This is a genomic window from Streptomyces telluris (genome assembly GCF_024519335.1).
Lineage (GTDB): Bacteria > Actinomycetota > Actinomycetes > Streptomycetales > Streptomycetaceae > Streptomyces > Streptomyces telluris.
The window spans coordinates 186477-202453 of the sequence record NZ_JANIID010000008.1; the positions used below are offsets into that span (position 1 = coordinate 186477).

Below are 15977 nucleotides of genomic sequence, written 5' to 3' on the forward strand. Positions count from 1 at the left end.
CGAACCCCGGATGACCTGGGGAAGTGAATCGATGATGTTCTGGTACGACCACGGCGGCGGCTGGGGCCTGTTCGCCATGACGGTGAGCATGGTCCTGTTCTGGGCGTTGGTCATCACCGTCGCAGTCCTGCTCTTCCGCACGCTCGCCCGTCCGCCGCAGAGCGGTCAGCACACCGGCCGGCACCCGGGCCCACCACCCGGCCACGCCGAGCACATCCTCGCCGAGCGGTATGCCCGCGGCGAGATCGACGAGGAGGAGTACGCGCGACGCCTGGCCACCCTGAGAGACTCACCGCCCGGCCCTGCCGGACGGTGACGACAGGGCCGGCATGCCCACCGGAATCTGAAAAGTGGCTGGTCAAAGCGGTGGCGGGGCACCCCTGAGCGTGGTGTGATGGAAGTGGCGGGAGGACCCGCAAGACGCGGGGAAGCGGCTCGCGGCCGCGCACCGCGCAATTGGGATCCGCGAGAAGCGGATGGGCCCTCCCGTCCGTCCGCGCCACCACCGGGAGCCGACGGTGCCAGCAGCTGCCTGGGAGCGCGCTGTCCATCGGCGGACGCGTTGTCCCCTTCTCCGAGCCGGCCCGCTCGGACGTATCCCTGGTGGGCGGCAAGAACGCCTCGCTCGGCGAACTCATCCGGCACTTGTCCCCCGTCGGGGTCAAGGGGCCCGACGGCTTCGCCACCACCGCCGACGCCTACCGTGAGTTCCTTCGGACGGAGGCCCTGGGCGACCGAATCGCCGGGCATCTGACACGCCTGCCTGCAGGCGCGGCGTTGCCGGAAGTGGGCGCTGCGATCCGCGCCGGCATCCTGGCCACGCCGCTACCGGGAACGCATGGGTTTCGACCAGCTCTCCGTGGCCCTGTCGGTCGGCGTCCAGCTGATGGTCCGCTCCGACCTCGGCGGTGCGGGAGTGATGTTCACCCTCGACACCGAGACCGGATTCCCGGAGGCCGTGGTGATCAATGCGGCCTGGGGGCTGGGCGAGAGTGTGGTGAGCGGGCAGGTCGACCCCGACGAGTACGTGGTGTTCAAACCCCTGCTGAAGACGCCGGCCTTGAATCCGGTCATCCGGGTGGCGATCGGCGGCAAGCACGCCAAGGTCGTCTATGCCGAGGGCGGCCTCACCCGCACCGTGGGCACCGACCCGGAAGAACGCAGGGCGCGTGTACTCGACGACGGCGAGGTGCGCTCGCTGGCCGAGTGGGCCGTGGCGGTCGAGCGGCACTACGGCACGCCCATGGACCTGGAATGGGCGAAGGACGGCCGTACCGGGGAGATGGTCGTGGTCCAGGCACGCCCCGAGACGGTGGAGTCCCGGCGTGGCTCCGCCGTCCTGCATCGTTACCGGCTCACCGGCACCGGCGAGTGCCTGGCCACCGGTGCGGCCGTGGGCGAGGCGGTGGGCGCCGGCCCGGTGTGTGCGCTCGCGGCACCCGTGGAGCTGGAGCGTTTCCCGACCGGTTCCGTGCTGGTGACGTCGGTGACCGACCCCGACTGGGAACCGCTGATGAAACGGGCCGCCGCTATCGTCACCGACCACGGCGGACGCACCTCGCACGCCGCCATCGTCAGCCGGGAGCTCGGCGTCCCGGCCGTCGTCGGCACCGGCAACGCCACGGCGGCCCTGGCGGACGGAGAGCCCGTCACCGTCTCGTGTGCCGAAGGATCCGAGGGCCGCGTCTACGCAGGTCGGGTGAGCTACGAGGAGACCGATGTCGACCTGACCGGGCTTCCCGTGACACGTACCCGGGTCATGCTGAACCTCGCCGACCCTGCCGCAGCCTTCCACTGGTGGCGGCTGCCGGCGGACGGTGTGGGCCTGGCCCGCATGGAGTTCATGGTGGCCCACCAGGTGAAGGTCCACCCCATGGCCTTGGTCCGGCCCGACCGGCTCTGCGCCGTGGAGCGGCGCACCGTCGACGAACTGACCGCCGGGTATGCCGACCGCAGCGAATACTTCGTCGACCTCCTCTCACACGGGGTGGCCACCATCGCCGCCTCTCGCTGGTCGGCGGGCCCCTTCGAGCCGGCCGAGGCCAACCCGATGATCGGGTGGCGTGGCGCCAGCCGCTACTACAGCGAGGGGTACCGGGACGGCTTCGCCCTCGAATGCCGGGCAATCCGCCGAGTACGCGAAGGTTTCGGTCTCACCAACGTTGTGGTGATGATCCCCTTCTGCCGTACTCCGGCGGAAGCAGACCGCGTCCTGGAGGCCATGGCGCAGGAAGGACTGCGGCGCGGTGACAACGGGCTGCAGGTGTACGTCATGGCGGAGATACCGTCGAACATCGTCCTGGCCCGCGAGTTCGCCGCGCGTTTCGACGGCTTCTCCATCGGCAGCAACGACCTCACGCAACTCACCCTGGGCGTGGACCGCGACTCAGGAGAGCTCGCCGGGCTCTTCGACGAGACGGACCGCGCGGTGACCCGAAGCGTCGAATCCCTGATCTCTGTGGCTCATGACGCGGGCCGCCCCGTGGACCTGTGCGGTCAACGGCCCAGCGACGACCCCGGCTTCGCGGCGTTCCTGGTCGCAGCGGGCATCGACTCCGTATCCGTCGCGCCCGACAGCTTCGTCCCGGTGAAACAGCATGTGGCGGCGGCCGAGGGGCTGGTGACAGGTCCGGCCTCCGGTGGCAGCCGTACCACATAGCTGGCATAAAGAGGAATATCTGGGATCTTCCGGAAGGGGCCCGAAGAGCATGTTGCAGCACCGCACGGTCGACGAACTCATGACCCGCGACGTGGTGCGGGTGCGCCCGGACGCACCGTTCAAGGAGATCGTCAGGGCGCTCGCCGAGCACGACGTCACGGCCGTGCCGGTCGTCGACTCCGGCGGCCGGGTGGTCGGCGTGGTCTCCGAGGCCGACCTGATGCGCAAGTCGGCCGACCAGCCCGACCCGTTCGGCAGAGTGCCCGTACCCAGTCTCGAATCGTGGGAGCGGGCCAAGGCGGAGGGTGCTCGGGCCGAGGAGCTGATGTCCGCTCCGCCGGTGTGTGCCCGGCCCGAGTGGAACGTGGTGGAGACGGCCCGGCTGATGATGACGCAGAACGTCAAACGCCTGCCGGTCGTGGACGACACCGACAAGCTCGTCGGGATCATCAGCCGGGCCGACCTCCTGCGGATCTTCCTCCGCGAGGACGGCGCCATCCGCTCCGAGATCGAGCACGACCTGCTGGAACGGACCATGGGCCTGGCGCCCTCCGCGGTGCGGGCTTCGGTGTCCGAGGGGCAGGTCACCCTCACCGGCAGCGTCGAGGCCCGCAGCACGATCCCGCTCATCGAGCGCCTGTGCCGATCGGTGGACGGCGTCGTCTCCGTCCACCAGGACCTGACGTACACGACGGACGACACCGCCGGCGGCTTCCCCGCCGCCTAGCGGCGCGGGCGCCCTGGTAAGGAGCCGGAGATGCATGGCACGCAGCGCACCGTCAGCGACGTGATGACGCAGACCGTCGTCGCAGTCAGCCGTGGCGCTCCCTACAAGGAGATCGCCAGGACGCTCGCGGAGTGGAAGGTCAGCGCCGTGCCCGTGCTGGCCGGCGAGGGCCGCGTCATCGGCGTCGTCTCCGAGGCCGACCTGCTGCCGAAGGAACAGTACAAGGACCGCGGGCCGGCGGACGTCGCCGGGCCCGACCAGCTCAGCGACCTGGCCAAGGCTGCCGCGAGGACGGCGGCGGACCTGATGAGCACTCCCGCCGTCACCGTGCACGCCGACGCCACCGTCGCCGAAGCCGCCCGCATCATGGCCCGCAAGGGCGTCAAACGCCTCCCCGTCATCGATGCCGAGGGAAAGCTCACCGGCATCGTCAGCCGCGCCGACCTGCTCAAGGTCTACCTCCGCAGCGACGAGGACATCGCCCAGGAGGTGCGCGACGAGGTCGTCGCCCGCCTCTTCCCCCACCAGCCCCCCACGGTCGAGGTCCAAGTGGGCGAAGGCGTGGTCACCCTCTCGGGTCATCTGCCCGATGCGACTTTGCTCCCGCTCGTGGCACGCCTGGTCAGAGCCGTGGAGGGCGTCGTGAACGTCGACCTGCGGCTCGACGGCCCGACGGGCTGACCGCCCGGGCCCGTTCCCCGGCGGTCCGGGCTCCCGAACGGCGGCGCATCGCTGGCCCGGGCCCCCACGCTCTGCTCCCCTGGGACAAGTGGGACAAGGGACGGCTCATGAGGCTACGGGCTGCCCGACGACGACAGCACGCCGCACGGGGCGGCCACGCGGAGGCGGAATCGATGCAGGACGACGGCCCGCGGCCCGGCGGCCCCGACGCGAGCTCCCGTGGTCCGTACGAGGACACGGTGGCGACGCGCTGTGCCGTACGCCGCGAGCAGCTGGGACTGACCCGTGACGAAGTGGCACGCCGAGCCGGCATGTCCGTCCCCTATCTGAGTCAGCTGGAGTCGCTCGGCGGCGACTTCGACTCCGCCGCTCTCATGCGTCTCGCCGCCGCCCTCGAGATGTCCTACGACGAACTGATGGGAGGCCCGCGCGAGGCGGCTCCCGGCCTGCAGCCCGCCGGTGCCCGCCCCTTGCTCGCGCAGCTCTCCGAAGACGAGTGCTGGCAACGTCTGGGCACCCACGGCATCGGCAGGGTCGGTCTGGCGGCCTCCGGGGGCGCACCCGTGATCCTGCCCGTGAACTTCCTGGTGGACGGCCGCAGCATCGTCTACCGGACCGAGACGGGAGGCACAGCAGCAGCAGCCGACGGGGACCGGCTCGCCTTCGAAGTCGATCACATCGGCGCGCACGACAGCCGCGGCTGGAGCGTCCTCATCGACGGAACGGCCGAGCACGTCACAGACCCGGGCACCGTCGAGCGTCTCGCCACCCGCCCCGGCGCACAGCCCTGGGCCGGCGGGAAGCGCGAGCTGTGGGTCCGAATCCGCCCCGGCCGGGTTACGGGGCGCACCATCCACATCCGGTGAACCTCAGCCGTCCTGCCGCCCGGACAACCTCACCGAGGTCGCGTCTCCCGGCAGCACGGTGAGTGAGCGGTCGGGCAGGACAATCCTGACCGCCGACCCCTCCGACTCCGGCACACTGACCGTCAGTTCGTCACCCCGCACCCGGATGCCGATCCCCCAGTGCCCGCGGTAGCGGAGGGTGAAGGCGAACTCCGAGAGCTCGGGAAGCACCACGGGATCCAGCCAGAGGGCGTCCTCCCGGGTTTCCATACCCGTCAAGCCCCTCTGCACGAGGTCGAGAGTGCCCGCCATGGCCCCGAGATGGATGCCTTCCGGCGTGGTACCGCCCTGAAGGTCCGCGACATCACTCTCCAGGGCTTCGCGGCAGTACCGCCAGGCGTCGGCACGGCGGGCGCGGGCCAGGACCCAGCCGTGGACGACCTCACTGAGGGTGGAGCCGTGACTGGTGCGCCGCAGATAGTAGTCGACCGTGCGCTGCCACAGCTCGTCGGTGAACCGGTAGCCGAGGCGCTGGAACATGGATGCCAGTTCTGCCGGTGAGAAGAGATAGCCGAGCATGAGCACGTCCGCCTGCTTCGACACCTGGTACCGGTTGACCGCGTCGCCCTCCGCCTCAAGGATGCGATCCAGCCGCCTGATGTCGCCGTACCGTTCCCGGTACCGGCCCCAATCCAGCTCGGCCAGCTCCCCGTAGCCGTCGAACTGGCTGATGACGCCCTCGTGAAGGGGGACGACGAGGCGCCGGGAGACCTGCTCCCACAGCGGAAGCTCGCCGATGTCGAGCCCGCCGCACTCGACGAGTTCCTGCCGGCGCCGGGCGGGGAGACTCCGGACGAGGTCGAGGGCACGGGTGAGGACCCATGCCGCCATCACGTTGGTGTAGGCGTTGTCGTCGATCCCGGGCCGGTCGGCGCCGGGGTATGCATCGTGGTACTCGTCGGGGCCGACGACTCCACGGATGCGGTACCGGTCGCCCGCGGGATCGGACACCGCGCTGCCGGCCCAGAAGCGGGCGATCTGCAGCAGCATGTCCGCACCCTTGGTCTGCAGGTATCTCGTGTCCCCGGTGGCCTGGCAGTACTGCCAGATGTTGTACGCGATCGCGGAGCCCACGTGCCGCTGGAGCCGGGTCAGGTCGGGCACCCAGCGGCCGGACCTCGGGTTCAGGTGCACCCGCTGGCTCTCGTCCCGGCCGTCACTGCCGCTCTGCCACGGGTACATCGCACCGGTCCGGCCGTCCTGGCCGGCCGCCCACTGAGCCTGGGGAAGTCGCCGGTAACGGTAGTCCAGGAGGGACCGGGCCACCTCCGGGAGGCGCAGATCGAGGTACGGCAGGACGAACAGCTCGTCCCAGAAGACGTGGCCCCGGTACGCCTCCCCGTGCAGCCCTCGCGCAGGCACGCCCGCGTCCAGGCCGGCGGTGTGCGGGGAGAGCGTCTGCAGGACGTGGAAGTGGTGCAGGCGCAGCACATGGCCCGCCTCGCCCGGGACTTCGAGCTCCGATCGTCTCCACAACTGCCGCCAAGCGACGGCATGCGAGTGGAGGAGCGAGGCGAAGGCCGGTGCCCGGCCGACCCGTTCGACCGCTGCACCGAGCGGGTCGCTGATCGCCCAGTCACGGGACGTGTGCAGAGCCACGGTCTTGACGACCGCTGCGGGCTGCTTGTCGGACACTGCGAACTCGAAGTGGTGGAACGCCCGGTGCCCCACTGCCCTCAGCCGGGCCGCCACCGGTGGCGGCCCGTCGGCTTCGGCCCGCTGGGCCATGCCGATGCCGATGTCCGACGTCCTGGTGCGGCAGCGGAGCCACACCGTGTCCGGCTCGGCCACCCCGGTGTGCACACCGGCGAGGTGACGGCGGTCCAAAGCGCGGTACCGGTGCACGTTGGCGTTGATGACGTCCCCGTCGAGACCGGCCTCCACCTCGATCCGCCCGGACCACCCTTCGGCCGCGAAGGCCGTGCGCAGGGCCCCGATGTGCGGATCTCCCATGTGAACCAGCCGGCACTGCTCCACCCGCAGCACACGGCCGTCGGCCGCCAGGTACCGGAAGGACCGGGTCAGCGTGCCTCCCCGAAGATCGAGCACCTGCCGGTACCCCGCGGTCTCGCAGCGGTCCGGCGTGAACCACGGCCCCGGCGAGCCGTCCGGGTACAACAACCGGAAGCGCAGAAGCAGCCAGTTCGGGAGGTTGACCAAGTCCTCGTTCTCGACCTGCCGGCCCACCACCGACGAGACCAGGCGGTCGTAGCAGCCGGCCGCGTAGGTGCCCGGACAGTGCACCAGCCCTCCCCGGCACTCGGGAGCCGCTCCCCGCGTGGCGAAGTAGCCGTTGCCGAGGGTGTGGAGCGTCTCCCGCAACCGCTCCTCGGCGGGGTCATAGCCCTCGTACTCCCAGGTCCACTCCCCCATGACCGGCCTCGCTTCCCGCTCTGCCTTCAGAGGCCCGGCCGCGGGTACGGACCTCGGTCCGCCTGTTCACGCAGAACGCTCCAGGAGACGGGCCCGAGAAGGTCCGCCAGGCGCTGGAGGGCATCGGCGAAGAGGTCGTCGACGGTGAGGACGCCGACGAGCCGCCCGGCGTCGAGCACAGGAAGACGCCGGATGTCCTCACGCCGGTACAGCCGGTAGGCGACGTCCACATCGTCCGATGCACTCACCGTGACCACAGCCGTGCTCATCAGGTTGGTGACGGGCTCGTCCGGACCGGCGGCATTGGCCAGGCCGCGCACGACGAGGTCGCGGTCGGTGAGGATGCCGTACAGAGTGTCGCCATCGGTGATCATGACGCAGCCCACCGCCTCCTCCGTCATGCGCACGGCGGCTTCCGCTGCGGTGGCCCGGTGGCTCACCGTGACCGCGGGAGTGGTCATGAATGCCGACACCTTCATTGCCCGGCCTTCCCTCCGCAGCCCGTGTCCGCAATGCGGCCTCGCACCGGTCCTCCGTGGCTCAGTCGTGCGGTATCACGGCGACCGGGCAGCGAGCGTGATGCACGCACGCCTGTGCGACGTTCCCCAGGCGCGGCGCCAATGCGGGGTGATGCCTGCGCCTGCCGATCACCAGAAGCTCGGCTCCCTCGGAAGCTGCCAGCGTCGCCCGTGCAGCACTCCCCAGCCGGACCGTGCTCGTCACCGTGACGCCCGGGTTGCGCTCGCTCCACGGTTGTACGGCCCGGGACAGCTTTTCCCCGGCCTCTTTGCTGATCTCTCCCGCCACGTCCGGGTCGACGCCCCAGGGCGCGTAGGCCTGCACCGGCAACGGGCACCCATGTACCACATGCAGGGGCGCGCCGCGTGCCGCAGCCGTCTCAAAGGCGAACTCCAGCAGGCTGTCGCAAGGTCCGTGCAGACTGACGCCGACGGCCACACCCCCCAGGCCGGAATCGGCGGGGGGCCGGGCCCTGCCCGCCGCAGATCGTACGAGCACCACCGGACGTTCAGCCCTGCCGGCCACCTGGAGGCTGATGTCCCCCAGGAAGAAGCTCTCCACGCGCTCCAAGCCCCGTGAGCCCAGCACGACCATCGTCGAACTCTCAGCAGCCCGCAGCAAGGCTGTCTCGGGGTCTTCCGCCACCAGGTCCTCGGTGACGGAAAGGTCATGGTGGTGCTCGTACACGGACGTCGCGGCCGCCCGCACGATGCGCCTCGCCCAGTAGTCCTGATCCTTGTCGGCCGGAAGGCCGGTGGAAGATTCGCCGGCCAGCAGGATCCACGCGTGCAGAAGGCGCAGTCCCAGCCCGCGCCGGTCCGCCTCGTCCGCCGCCCACAGGGCGGCTGCCAGGCTCTCCGGAGAACCGTCGAGCCCGACGGTGATGGGTGCCGGCTCCATGACGGTCACCTCCGTGCAATCGACGAACGCCCTCGGGGCCCCGCTGAGTAACGCGTCTCCTCCAGCCTGAGTCCGGCCCGGCGGAACGGCCACCGGAGCCGGGCCGTCCCCGGATCAGTCCTCGATGACGAGAACGTCCCGCACCGGTCGACGCGGCGTGACCGGGCCCTGCGGTCCGTAACCCAGGCGCAGGATCATTTGCACCTGCCCGGTGCCGGTGAGGGGGTCGCGCAGGGGCCAGCGCAGGTCAGGCCATTCCAGCGCCTGGGTGGAGAACGAGGTGGCCAGCCCTTTCAGAGTCGCCAGGAGCAGGACGCGCTGCATGGCCTGACCCGCGTGCAGCCAGTGCACCGGCGCATCACCCGCCGTGCTGAGCACGGCGAGGTGCGGAGTGCCCTCGAAAGGCGTCGTTCCGCGATCGTCTACGGGCTTCCCGCCCGAGAAGTCGCGCATGGGTGCCCTGCCGCCGTGCTTGCGCGGGCCGAACGCGTACTCCGGAACCCCGTCCGTGGCCGTGTCCGCTTCGGCGGCTCCGATCCGCGTCCACCGGGCGAGGTCCTGCTCGCTGCCCCGCTCGGTGAGATTGCGCGCTTCGGCTTCCTCGGCCAGCTCCTCCACCCAGCGCAAATGCCACGAGTCGGGGAAGGAGAGCGCAGCGCCCTCCTGGTACGCGGCGTCGGCGAGTGCGACGCGCAGGTTCTCCGGAACCGCCTTCTCAGCGAAGGGGTACCGGCTGGTGTGCCGCTGACGGATCGCGGGCGCGAGCAGCCGGAGCCCGGTATCACCGCCGTCATCGGACGGTGCGGTGCGGACGAGGGCCAGCAGGGTCACGTCACGGGAATCGGGCAGCAGCGCGACATCCGGATGCCATCCGGCCTTCGCGAGGGCGACGCGGAGGTTGAAGAGTGCGGCCGCGCACCCCATGTGCAGGGCCCGGCCGTCGGGGTCGGAGTGCGGCATGCCCCGCTCTTGGTCCGCGTACAGACGGAACGCAGAACTCCCCCGCGAGTACCGGAACCGCCAGGGTTGCGCGTTGTGCATCGAGGGGGCGGTTACCGCCTCACCGACCAGCTCCGACACTCGGGTGTCGTCCAGGGCAGGCCTTGCGGTCACCGGGACCTCCCTTCCCGCAAGCGTCCGGCGGTGACACCGGCTCTCTCCCATCCTCCCCCTTCCGGCCGGTTGGGGCACAGATCAGGGGCTCTCAGCATCCTGCGGAGAAACCCGTGGCAGAAAGGGGACGGATCCCACCCGGTCCCCGCCGGTCGGGGATCCGAGCGGCGGTGCACGCCCGTGCCCCTGCTGCGCGTGCCCCGCGCGCCTCCGGCACCGTGCACACCAGCCGCCATGTCATCTCACAGGTGCCCCCCGGAACGTCGTCGTGGGCGTGCGCGTCGAAGGCGAAGGCGAAGGCGAAGGTGCCCATGACGTCGGCCGGCTGGCCGACGGCGGAGAACAGGTCATCCCGGAGGCCGTCAGGGCAGGGTGGTCCGGCGAGGGCTGCACCCGGGTCCTCCGGACCGTCATGGCTGGTGGGCGGCAGGCCGGCCGTCGCTGTCCGGTCGGCCCGCTGCGGTGTCGGACACCGGCAGAGGACCTGTGGCGATCGGCTGCCGGCCGCTGGCGGTGATGTGGTGCTGCGCGTAGTGGACGGCGTCGGTGAGCGTGGTGAAGGGCGGGCTGCGGGGGTGACGCTCGCCGACGGGGAGGCAGACCTCTAGCCGCTGTCCGGGCCGCCCTGCCCGCTCTCCTGCACATCGCCGACCATCTGGACCCGAACGCACTCGCCTGACCGGAACCGCCCGGCCGCACCAGGACAACGAATGCCGGCAGGAGACGGAAGCCGTGGCCCGGTGTGCAATGGAAGAGGACTGTCGCGTTGACGGCAGGCACTCGGCCAGGAGGCAGATCATGACCCCGGCACCCGGTGAAGCGGACACCCCGGCCCACCACGCCCACCCTGCGGACGACGCCCACAACGCGACGACGCCCCTGCCACCGGGCCGGCTACGCGTCGATCACAGGACGGCCGACACATACACGATCAGCGTTCGGGGTCACCGCCTCGTGGCCGACCAACCGCCCGGCAGCGGCGGAAACGACGAAGGCCCCACGCCGACCGAACTGTTCGCCGCCTCCCTGGCCTCCTGCGTGGCCTTCTACGCCGGGCGCTACCTGCGGCGGCATGGCGTTGATGAGAGCGGGCTGCGGGTGGAGGCAGAATTCGTCATGGCCGACGACCGGCCCGCACGTGTCAGCACGGTCCGCCTGACCGTGTGGGTTCCGGCCGGTCTGGAGCCACGACGCCATGACGCACTCTTGGCCGTCGCCTCCCACTGCACTGTGCACAACACCCTCACGCAGCCACCCGAAGTCGTGATCCGCCTGGGCCCGGCGCCGGCTCTCTGAACGAGGCCGTTCAGCACCTGACTAGCGGGAGCGGCCCGGGCTTTCGAGCTTGTGCCAGGTGGCCTTGGCACCGGAGTGGCCAATGTCGTAGGTCTCCACGAGGGCACCCACCGCCACCCCCAGACAGACGAGCACGGCGGCGACGCGCAGCGGCATGCGCACGCCGTCGCCGACCTGCCCCCATGTGGTCGCGGCTCCGGGGGACGCAGGCGCGGTGGCCCGGCGGTAGACCCACCACAAGGCCGCCGCCAGAACGAAGAGAGCCACGGCCCAAGGAAGAAGGTTATGGCCCGCCTCCGCGTGCGTCTCGGCATAGGAGTTCTCGCGCACCTGACCCTCCAGCCACTCCCCGGAACTCGTGGTGAACGGCACGATCACCAGGGCCACCAGGGCCAGTGCGGGCAGAGTCAGGCCGAAGCGGCGCATCACCGATGGCCAGAGCGCACACACAACCAGGGCGAGCGCGGTCAGCGGTGTCAGGACCACGACGAAGTGAGCGAACAGGACATGGGTGGGAATGCCGTCGTACAACGTCGTGCGCACGTCTCACACCTCCTGCGCGGCGTTACCGGTGCCGGCCCCGGGCGCAGGTGCGGTACCTGCCGGAACGACGCCGGGCCGGCGCCTTCCATCCGGCGTCGCAACGGCTACCGGTGTCATGGGCTGCTGGACCCGAGCATCGTGCGCATCTGTGCGATCTCGGCGGTCTGGGAGGTGATGATGCTGTCGGCCAGCTGTTCGGCCGGGCCGTATTGCCCTTGTTTCTTCTCGGTGCCGGCCATGTCGATCGCGCCCTGGTGGTGAGCGATCATCATGGTCAGGAACATCCGGTCGAAGGGCGAGCCGGTGGTTCCGCGCAGGTCGTCCATCTGCCGGTCGGTCATCATGCCGGGCATGCCGGTAGGGCTGCCGTGACCCGTGCCGCTCAGGCCCCGAGGTACCGGCTCGCCCCAGGCGTTCAGCCAGGCCGTCATGGTGTCGATCTCAGGGGCCTGTGCCTTCTTGATCTTCTCGGCCAGGGCTTTCACGTCGCCGGAGGAGGCGTGGTTCTCCGCCATCTCCGACATCAGGATCGCCTGCCGGTGATGCGGGATCATGCCCTGGGCGAAGGAGACGTCGGCCTGGTTGTGCTGCCCGGCCGGAACGGTCGTCGAAGCCTCGGCGGTGGACGACGGGCGGCCGGAGTCACCATTGCCTCCGCAGCCGACCAGCATGAGCGCCATGGCCGGTACGGCCGCCGCCATCAAGGCGCACCGCCGCAGGCCCCGAGCCATGCTCATCCGGCTGTCCTCCTGGAAAGGAATGCTGCCTACGTTCAGGACTTGCGTAACGGATGTGGCAGCGGAAGGCCGGGCGCCGCGCCGGTCCGGGACCGGACGTTCCACCTTCGAAGGTCCGCGGTGCACCGTCAGCACGGGCGGACACCGCCACGCACACATCGAGGCTACCGACTTGCGCATATGGCTCAGCGAGCCGTTACCGGGCCGGCCGAAGGCCTTGGCCGGGCACGTCGCCGTCCATGTCGGGTGCCAGGTTCGCGGGTAGATATCAGGGCCCCGGGCACCGCCGAGACGACCGTCGTCGAGCACCTGAAGACGACGAACGCCCTGACGGCGGAGAAGCCGGTAGGCCGGCTCAGGGTCTCGTGCGACGACAGCAACATCGTGAGCGCCCGCACGGCGAAGGAGGCCCATCGCGTGCCCATCGTGCTCGCCCGCTTCCACGATCCCCACCACGCGGAGACCGTCCTGGTGAAATCCGCCTGCCCGAACGACCCGGGTGATCAAGAGGATGGAGTCGTCATGGGTACCCCCCAAGAGGGAGCCTCCAGCACCGGTCCCGCACACCCTGGTGACATCGGGCGACGTGTGGCGCAACGTCGCCGGGAACTGGGGCTCACACGGGAGGAGGCGGCCGCCCGGGGAGGGCTGGCTCCTGGATACTTCGAGTATGTGGAAACGCGTCCTGCCGTCCTTCAGGCGGACGCGCTCACCCGGCTGGCCGACACGCTCCGGACCTCCGTCTCCTACCTGCTGGGTGCCGATGCCGGTCTGCCGCCCGGGATTGCCGGGGCGAAATCCGCTCATACCGCTCTGGAAGAGCTGCCGGCCGGGGAGTGCTGGGAGCGGCTCTCCGCCGCCGGTATCGGGCGCGTGGTGTTGTCGACCCCGGTGGGGCCTGAGGCGGTTCCCGTCAATTTCCGGACGTTCGAGAACGAGGTCGTCTACCGCACGGCCGCCGGCGGCGTCCTTGCCAAAGTCGGTGGTGAGCCGGTGGCACTGGAAGTGGACAGCATCGACTACGCCCTCGGAGAAGGGTGGAGTGTTCTTCTCAGCGGCACAGCCGAGCTGATCGACGACCCCGGAACCGTGCGACGCCTGGAGGAGGAGGCGAACCCTCACCCATGGGCGGGCGGTTCCCGGAACGTGTGGGTGCGCATCCACGTCACCCGGATCTCGGGGCGGGCAACCCACGCTCGCGGGGCTCCACCGTCCCTGTGACCGCGCGTCGGGCACATGCCGGACGGACCTCGGCCGGTCGGAGCGCGGGGGACGCCGGGCGGCCTGTGCCCACGCGACGCCGGATGGCCGACTGCAGGATCCGCCCGGCGCCGAAGCCGCCTGCGAGCCCCGTCCCTTCCTAAATGGATCAGGCAATCGGACCAGGCGCCGTCATCCGTTCTCAGGAGAGACATCCGGGCATCCCGAGTGGCATGTCGGGCCGATGCCGGGGTCGGAGCGCTGCCAGTGGTTCAGGATGATGGCGTCATCGGGGTGATCACCGATCGGGACCTGGTCGTCCGGGCGATGGCCCACGGGCTGTCGCCCGCGCTGAGGGTCGAGGAAGTCATGTCGGGCGACCCGGTCACCGTGGAACCCGACACTCCTGTCGCGGCCGCGCTGCACGCCATGCGGTCGATCAAGGCCCGCCATCTGCCCGTGGTGGACGGGGGGGGAGACTCGTGGGCATGGTCTCCTTCGACGATCTGTTCTCGTACCTGTCCGTCGAGCTGGGGGCACTGGCCGAGGTGGTCAACGCGGTCCGCAAGACACCGGGCCCCTTCGGCACCCGGTGATCATCACTCCCAGGGCTTCTCCTCGATCGGTGCGTCAAGGCTGAGGATCGGCCGCCGACGCCCTCGGGCGGCCGCGCCGCAGGGTGCGGAGAGGCCCGGCCGTCACGGCGGCTCTCCGCTGCCGGACGGGCTGTAAAGGTCGAGCAGGCAGGTGCGGGCGGACCTCAGCCTGCGGCCGATGGCCTCGACGACATAGATGAGCAGCGCGTGGTCGAGCGCCGGGTCCTCGCCGCACAGTTCGATGACGGCCTCAGCGTCGAACTCCCAGGCACGCACGGGGCTTGTGGCCTCGGCGCCCAGGTGCCACATGTGGGGCGGGCACAGCCAGGACCAGCCCATGAGTTCTCCGGGACCCACCACGTCCACGACAGCGGGCCGACGGCCGGGGACGCGAAGGTCGAGGTCGACCGAGCCGGTGCGGACGACCCAGAAGCGGTCGGCTCTGGTGCCTTCCTCGAAGATGCGCGCGCCCAAGGGGAACGACACCTCGCGGGCGAGAGACATCATTGCTCCCCGGTGGCCTTCGGGGAGAGCTGCGAACAATCCGGTCCTGGTCATGTCACGCCAGCCTCTGTGTTGCGTCCCGTCCGGTCACCGTCATGAGCAGGGCCTGAGCAGCAGCTGCTCGAGAACGCGCCGACCTGCACCGGGCATGCACTGCTCCCCGGGCTGCCGGGTCACACGTCACCGTCGCGGAAGCCATGGCGCCTCCTGTCCCGGCCGGAAAACAGGGGTGCGCCGGGTAATGGGCCGACGCGTCACCGTTCCGTGGCCGGAGTCGCGGTTGCCCTTTCAGCTTGACGACACCAGAGCGACCATGCACGTCGGAGACCGAGAGTCGTATTGCGCCCACCCGGAGCCACTTCCACGGCAGGCCTGTTCCACGGCCGCAGCGTCACATCGAGCCTGCTCGCCGGATGGCACAGTCTTCGCGCAGGAAGGCCCACAGACGATCACCCCGTGCTCACGACGCCGGCCGATCTGCCTGCCCCGTCGGCCAGGGGTGGCCCTCTCAGCAGGCAAACCGGCCGAGTCTCACGTGCCGGGCACGTCTGAGCGCGGGACTTGCGGTGACGGGGCACTGTGCGTGGTGCAGCACGCACTGGCTGACGGAGCCGAGCAGCATTCCGGTGAAGCCGCCGTGCCCGCTCGTCCCCACCACCAGGCCCAGTGCATGGGCGGAGGCCCTGGTCAGCTCCTCCACAGGGTGGCCGGTCACGACCTCGTGGTGCAGTTCACCTCCGGATTTACCATCGCCGACTCCTCGGCAGCCCGCAGCAGCGCCGCCTCGGGCTCCTCGGCCACCAGATCTTCGGTGACGGAAAGTCCGGGGCAATCCTCACGGACCGCGGTCGCGGCTGCGCGCACGATGCGCTGCGCCCGGTAGTTCTGGTCCCTGTCGGCCCGGACGTCGGCGGGCTGGTCGGCCAGGAGGATCCATGCGTGCACAAGACGCAGGGCCGGACCACGGCGATTGGCCTCGGCCGCCGCCCGGTGTGCGGCCGCCAGACTCTCCGGGGAGCCGTCCACTTTGACGGTGATGGGTGCTTCCTACATATCGGTCGCCTCCGCGCAATCACCCGGAACCGCCAGGTCTGGATCCGTCCTCGCGCTCCCCTTCTCCAGCGTGTATCCGGGCGGGGCGGAACGACCAGCTGAGAGACCCCGGCCAGGGATCCACGGCCCCTCGGCGCATGAAAAGGGACAGGTGGGACTGTTCGGCCTACG

The 15977-nt window shown here is 70.3% G+C and carries 15 protein-coding genes and 3 pseudogenes; 9 read left to right on the forward strand and 9 right to left on the reverse strand.

Annotated features, from left to right (window positions below; all coding sequences use genetic code 11):
• Positions 1-31: 31 nt before the first annotated feature.
• From NQU55_RS12140 to NQU55_RS12165, 6 genes and pseudogenes are all read left to right on the forward strand, one after another.
• A complete protein-coding gene (locus tag NQU55_RS12140) occupies positions 32-316 on the forward strand; it encodes an SHOCT domain-containing protein (protein ID WP_206329559.1) in 285 nt (94 codons plus the stop codon).
• A gap of 287 nt (positions 317-603) precedes the next feature.
• A pseudogene (locus tag NQU55_RS36800) lies at positions 604-808 on the forward strand (PEP/pyruvate-binding domain-containing protein); the annotation flags it as partial.
• 30 nt (positions 809-838) lie between these two features.
• Complete coding sequence (locus tag NQU55_RS12150) at positions 839-2659, forward strand: putative PEP-binding protein (protein WP_256790491.1); 1821 nt, start codon at positions 839-841, stop codon at positions 2657-2659.
• A gap of 52 nt (positions 2660-2711) precedes the next feature.
• The gene (locus NQU55_RS12155; protein ID WP_168096287.1) at positions 2712-3386 is read left to right on the forward strand and encodes a CBS domain-containing protein; all 675 of its coding nucleotides are present in this window, start codon (positions 2712-2714) and stop codon (positions 3384-3386) included.
• Positions 3387-3416: 30 nt separating this feature from the next.
• Complete coding sequence (locus NQU55_RS12160) at positions 3417-4067, forward strand: CBS domain-containing protein (RefSeq protein ID WP_168096284.1); 651 nt, start codon at positions 3417-3419, stop codon at positions 4065-4067.
• A gap of 173 nt (positions 4068-4240) precedes the next feature.
• Positions 4241-4933 carry a helix-turn-helix domain-containing protein gene (locus NQU55_RS12165; protein ID WP_168096285.1) on the forward strand — a complete coding sequence of 231 codons (693 nt, stop codon included), beginning with the start codon at positions 4241-4243 and terminating at the stop codon, positions 4931-4933.
• Between the two features lie 3 nt (positions 4934-4936).
• On the opposite strand, the gene NQU55_RS12170 is transcribed toward NQU55_RS12165, so the two are convergent.
• The 4 genes from NQU55_RS12170 to NQU55_RS12185 form a co-directional block, all read right to left on the reverse strand.
• Positions 4937-7345 (reverse strand): glycoside hydrolase family 65 protein, encoded by a 2409-nt coding sequence (locus NQU55_RS12170; RefSeq protein ID WP_256790492.1) that lies wholly within the window; start codon positions 7343-7345, stop codon positions 4937-4939.
• A gap of 26 nt (positions 7346-7371) precedes the next feature.
• Entirely contained in the window at positions 7372-7806 is a 435-nt protein-coding gene (locus NQU55_RS12175) for a CBS domain-containing protein (RefSeq protein ID WP_240977029.1), read from the reverse strand.
• A 79-nt stretch (positions 7807-7885) separates the two neighbouring features.
• Entirely contained in the window at positions 7886-8764 is an 879-nt protein-coding gene (locus NQU55_RS12180; protein WP_256790494.1) for a universal stress protein, read from the reverse strand.
• A 114-nt stretch (positions 8765-8878) separates the two neighbouring features.
• Positions 8879-9928 carry an Acg family FMN-binding oxidoreductase gene (locus NQU55_RS12185; RefSeq protein WP_443744698.1) on the reverse strand — a complete coding sequence of 350 codons (1050 nt, stop codon included), beginning with the start codon at positions 9926-9928 and terminating at the stop codon, positions 8879-8881.
• Between the two features lie 747 nt (positions 9929-10675).
• Here NQU55_RS12185 and NQU55_RS12190 point away from each other — a divergent pair.
• A complete protein-coding gene (locus NQU55_RS12190) occupies positions 10676-11173 on the forward strand; it encodes an OsmC family protein (protein WP_206330220.1) in 498 nt (165 codons plus the stop codon).
• A 21-nt stretch (positions 11174-11194) separates the two neighbouring features.
• Here the strand turns inward: NQU55_RS12190 and NQU55_RS12195 are convergent, their stop codons facing one another.
• Positions 11195-11716 carry a DUF2231 domain-containing protein gene (locus NQU55_RS12195; RefSeq protein ID WP_168096803.1) on the reverse strand — a complete coding sequence of 174 codons (522 nt, stop codon included), beginning with the start codon at positions 11714-11716 and terminating at the stop codon, positions 11195-11197.
• A 113-nt stretch (positions 11717-11829) separates the two neighbouring features.
• Complete coding sequence (locus NQU55_RS12200; RefSeq protein WP_308402216.1) at positions 11830-12588, reverse strand: DUF305 domain-containing protein; 759 nt, start codon at positions 12586-12588, stop codon at positions 11830-11832.
• A 282-nt stretch (positions 12589-12870) separates the two neighbouring features.
• Between NQU55_RS12200 and NQU55_RS12205 the strand changes: the two genes are divergently transcribed.
• Positions 12871-13674 (forward strand): helix-turn-helix domain-containing protein, encoded by an 804-nt coding sequence (locus NQU55_RS12205; RefSeq protein WP_256790495.1) that lies wholly within the window; start codon positions 12871-12873, stop codon positions 13672-13674.
• A 15-nt stretch (positions 13675-13689) separates the two neighbouring features.
• A pseudogene (locus NQU55_RS37100) lies at positions 13690-14118 on the forward strand (CBS domain-containing protein); the annotation flags it as partial.
• Between the two features lie 233 nt (positions 14119-14351).
• Here the strand turns inward: NQU55_RS37100 and NQU55_RS12210 are convergent.
• The 3 genes and pseudogenes from NQU55_RS12210 to NQU55_RS12220 form a co-directional block, all read right to left on the reverse strand.
• Positions 14352-14807, reverse strand: a complete 456-nt coding sequence (locus NQU55_RS12210) for a cyclic nucleotide-binding domain-containing protein (protein WP_168096712.1) — start codon at positions 14805-14807, stop codon at positions 14352-14354.
• Positions 14808-15261: 454 nt separating this feature from the next.
• Positions 15262-15486 (reverse strand): annotated as a pseudogene (locus NQU55_RS37260) (universal stress protein); the annotation flags it as partial.
• Positions 15465-15779: a universal stress protein gene (locus NQU55_RS12220; protein ID WP_256790496.1), complete on the reverse strand. Its 315-nt coding sequence runs from the start codon at positions 15777-15779 to the stop codon at positions 15465-15467. The pseudogene NQU55_RS37260 and the gene NQU55_RS12220, both read right to left, overlap by 22 nt.
• Positions 15780-15977 lie beyond the last annotated feature (198 nt).

Bases quoted from the DNA above. Each gene is read 5' to 3' on its own strand.
- NQU55_RS12180 (WP_256790494.1), bottom strand. From the start codon at position 8,764: ATGGAGCCGGCACCCATCACCGTCGGGCTCGACGGTTCTCCGGAGAGC.
- NQU55_RS12190 (WP_206330220.1), top strand. From the start codon at position 10,676: ATGACCCCGGCACCCGGTGAAGCGGACACCCCGGCCCACCACGCCCAC.
- NQU55_RS12185 (WP_443744698.1), bottom strand. From the start codon at position 9,928: ATGGGAGAGAGCCGGTGTCACCGCCGGACGCTTGCGGGAAGGGAGGTC.
- NQU55_RS12175 (WP_240977029.1), bottom strand. From the start codon at position 7,806: ATGACCACTCCCGCGGTCACGGTGAGCCACCGGGCCACCGCAGCGGAA.
- NQU55_RS12165 (WP_168096285.1), top strand. From the start codon at position 4,241: ATGCAGGACGACGGCCCGCGGCCCGGCGGCCCCGACGCGAGCTCCCGT.
- NQU55_RS12170 (WP_256790492.1), bottom strand. From the start codon at position 7,345: ATGGGGGAGTGGACCTGGGAGTACGAGGGCTATGACCCCGCCGAGGAG.
- NQU55_RS12140 (WP_206329559.1), top strand. From the start codon at position 32: ATGATGTTCTGGTACGACCACGGCGGCGGCTGGGGCCTGTTCGCCATG.
- NQU55_RS12160 (WP_168096284.1), top strand. From the start codon at position 3,417: ATGCATGGCACGCAGCGCACCGTCAGCGACGTGATGACGCAGACCGTC.
- NQU55_RS12150 (WP_256790491.1), top strand. From the start codon at position 839: ATGGGTTTCGACCAGCTCTCCGTGGCCCTGTCGGTCGGCGTCCAGCTG.
- NQU55_RS12210 (WP_168096712.1), bottom strand. From the start codon at position 14,807: ATGACCAGGACCGGATTGTTCGCAGCTCTCCCCGAAGGCCACCGGGGA.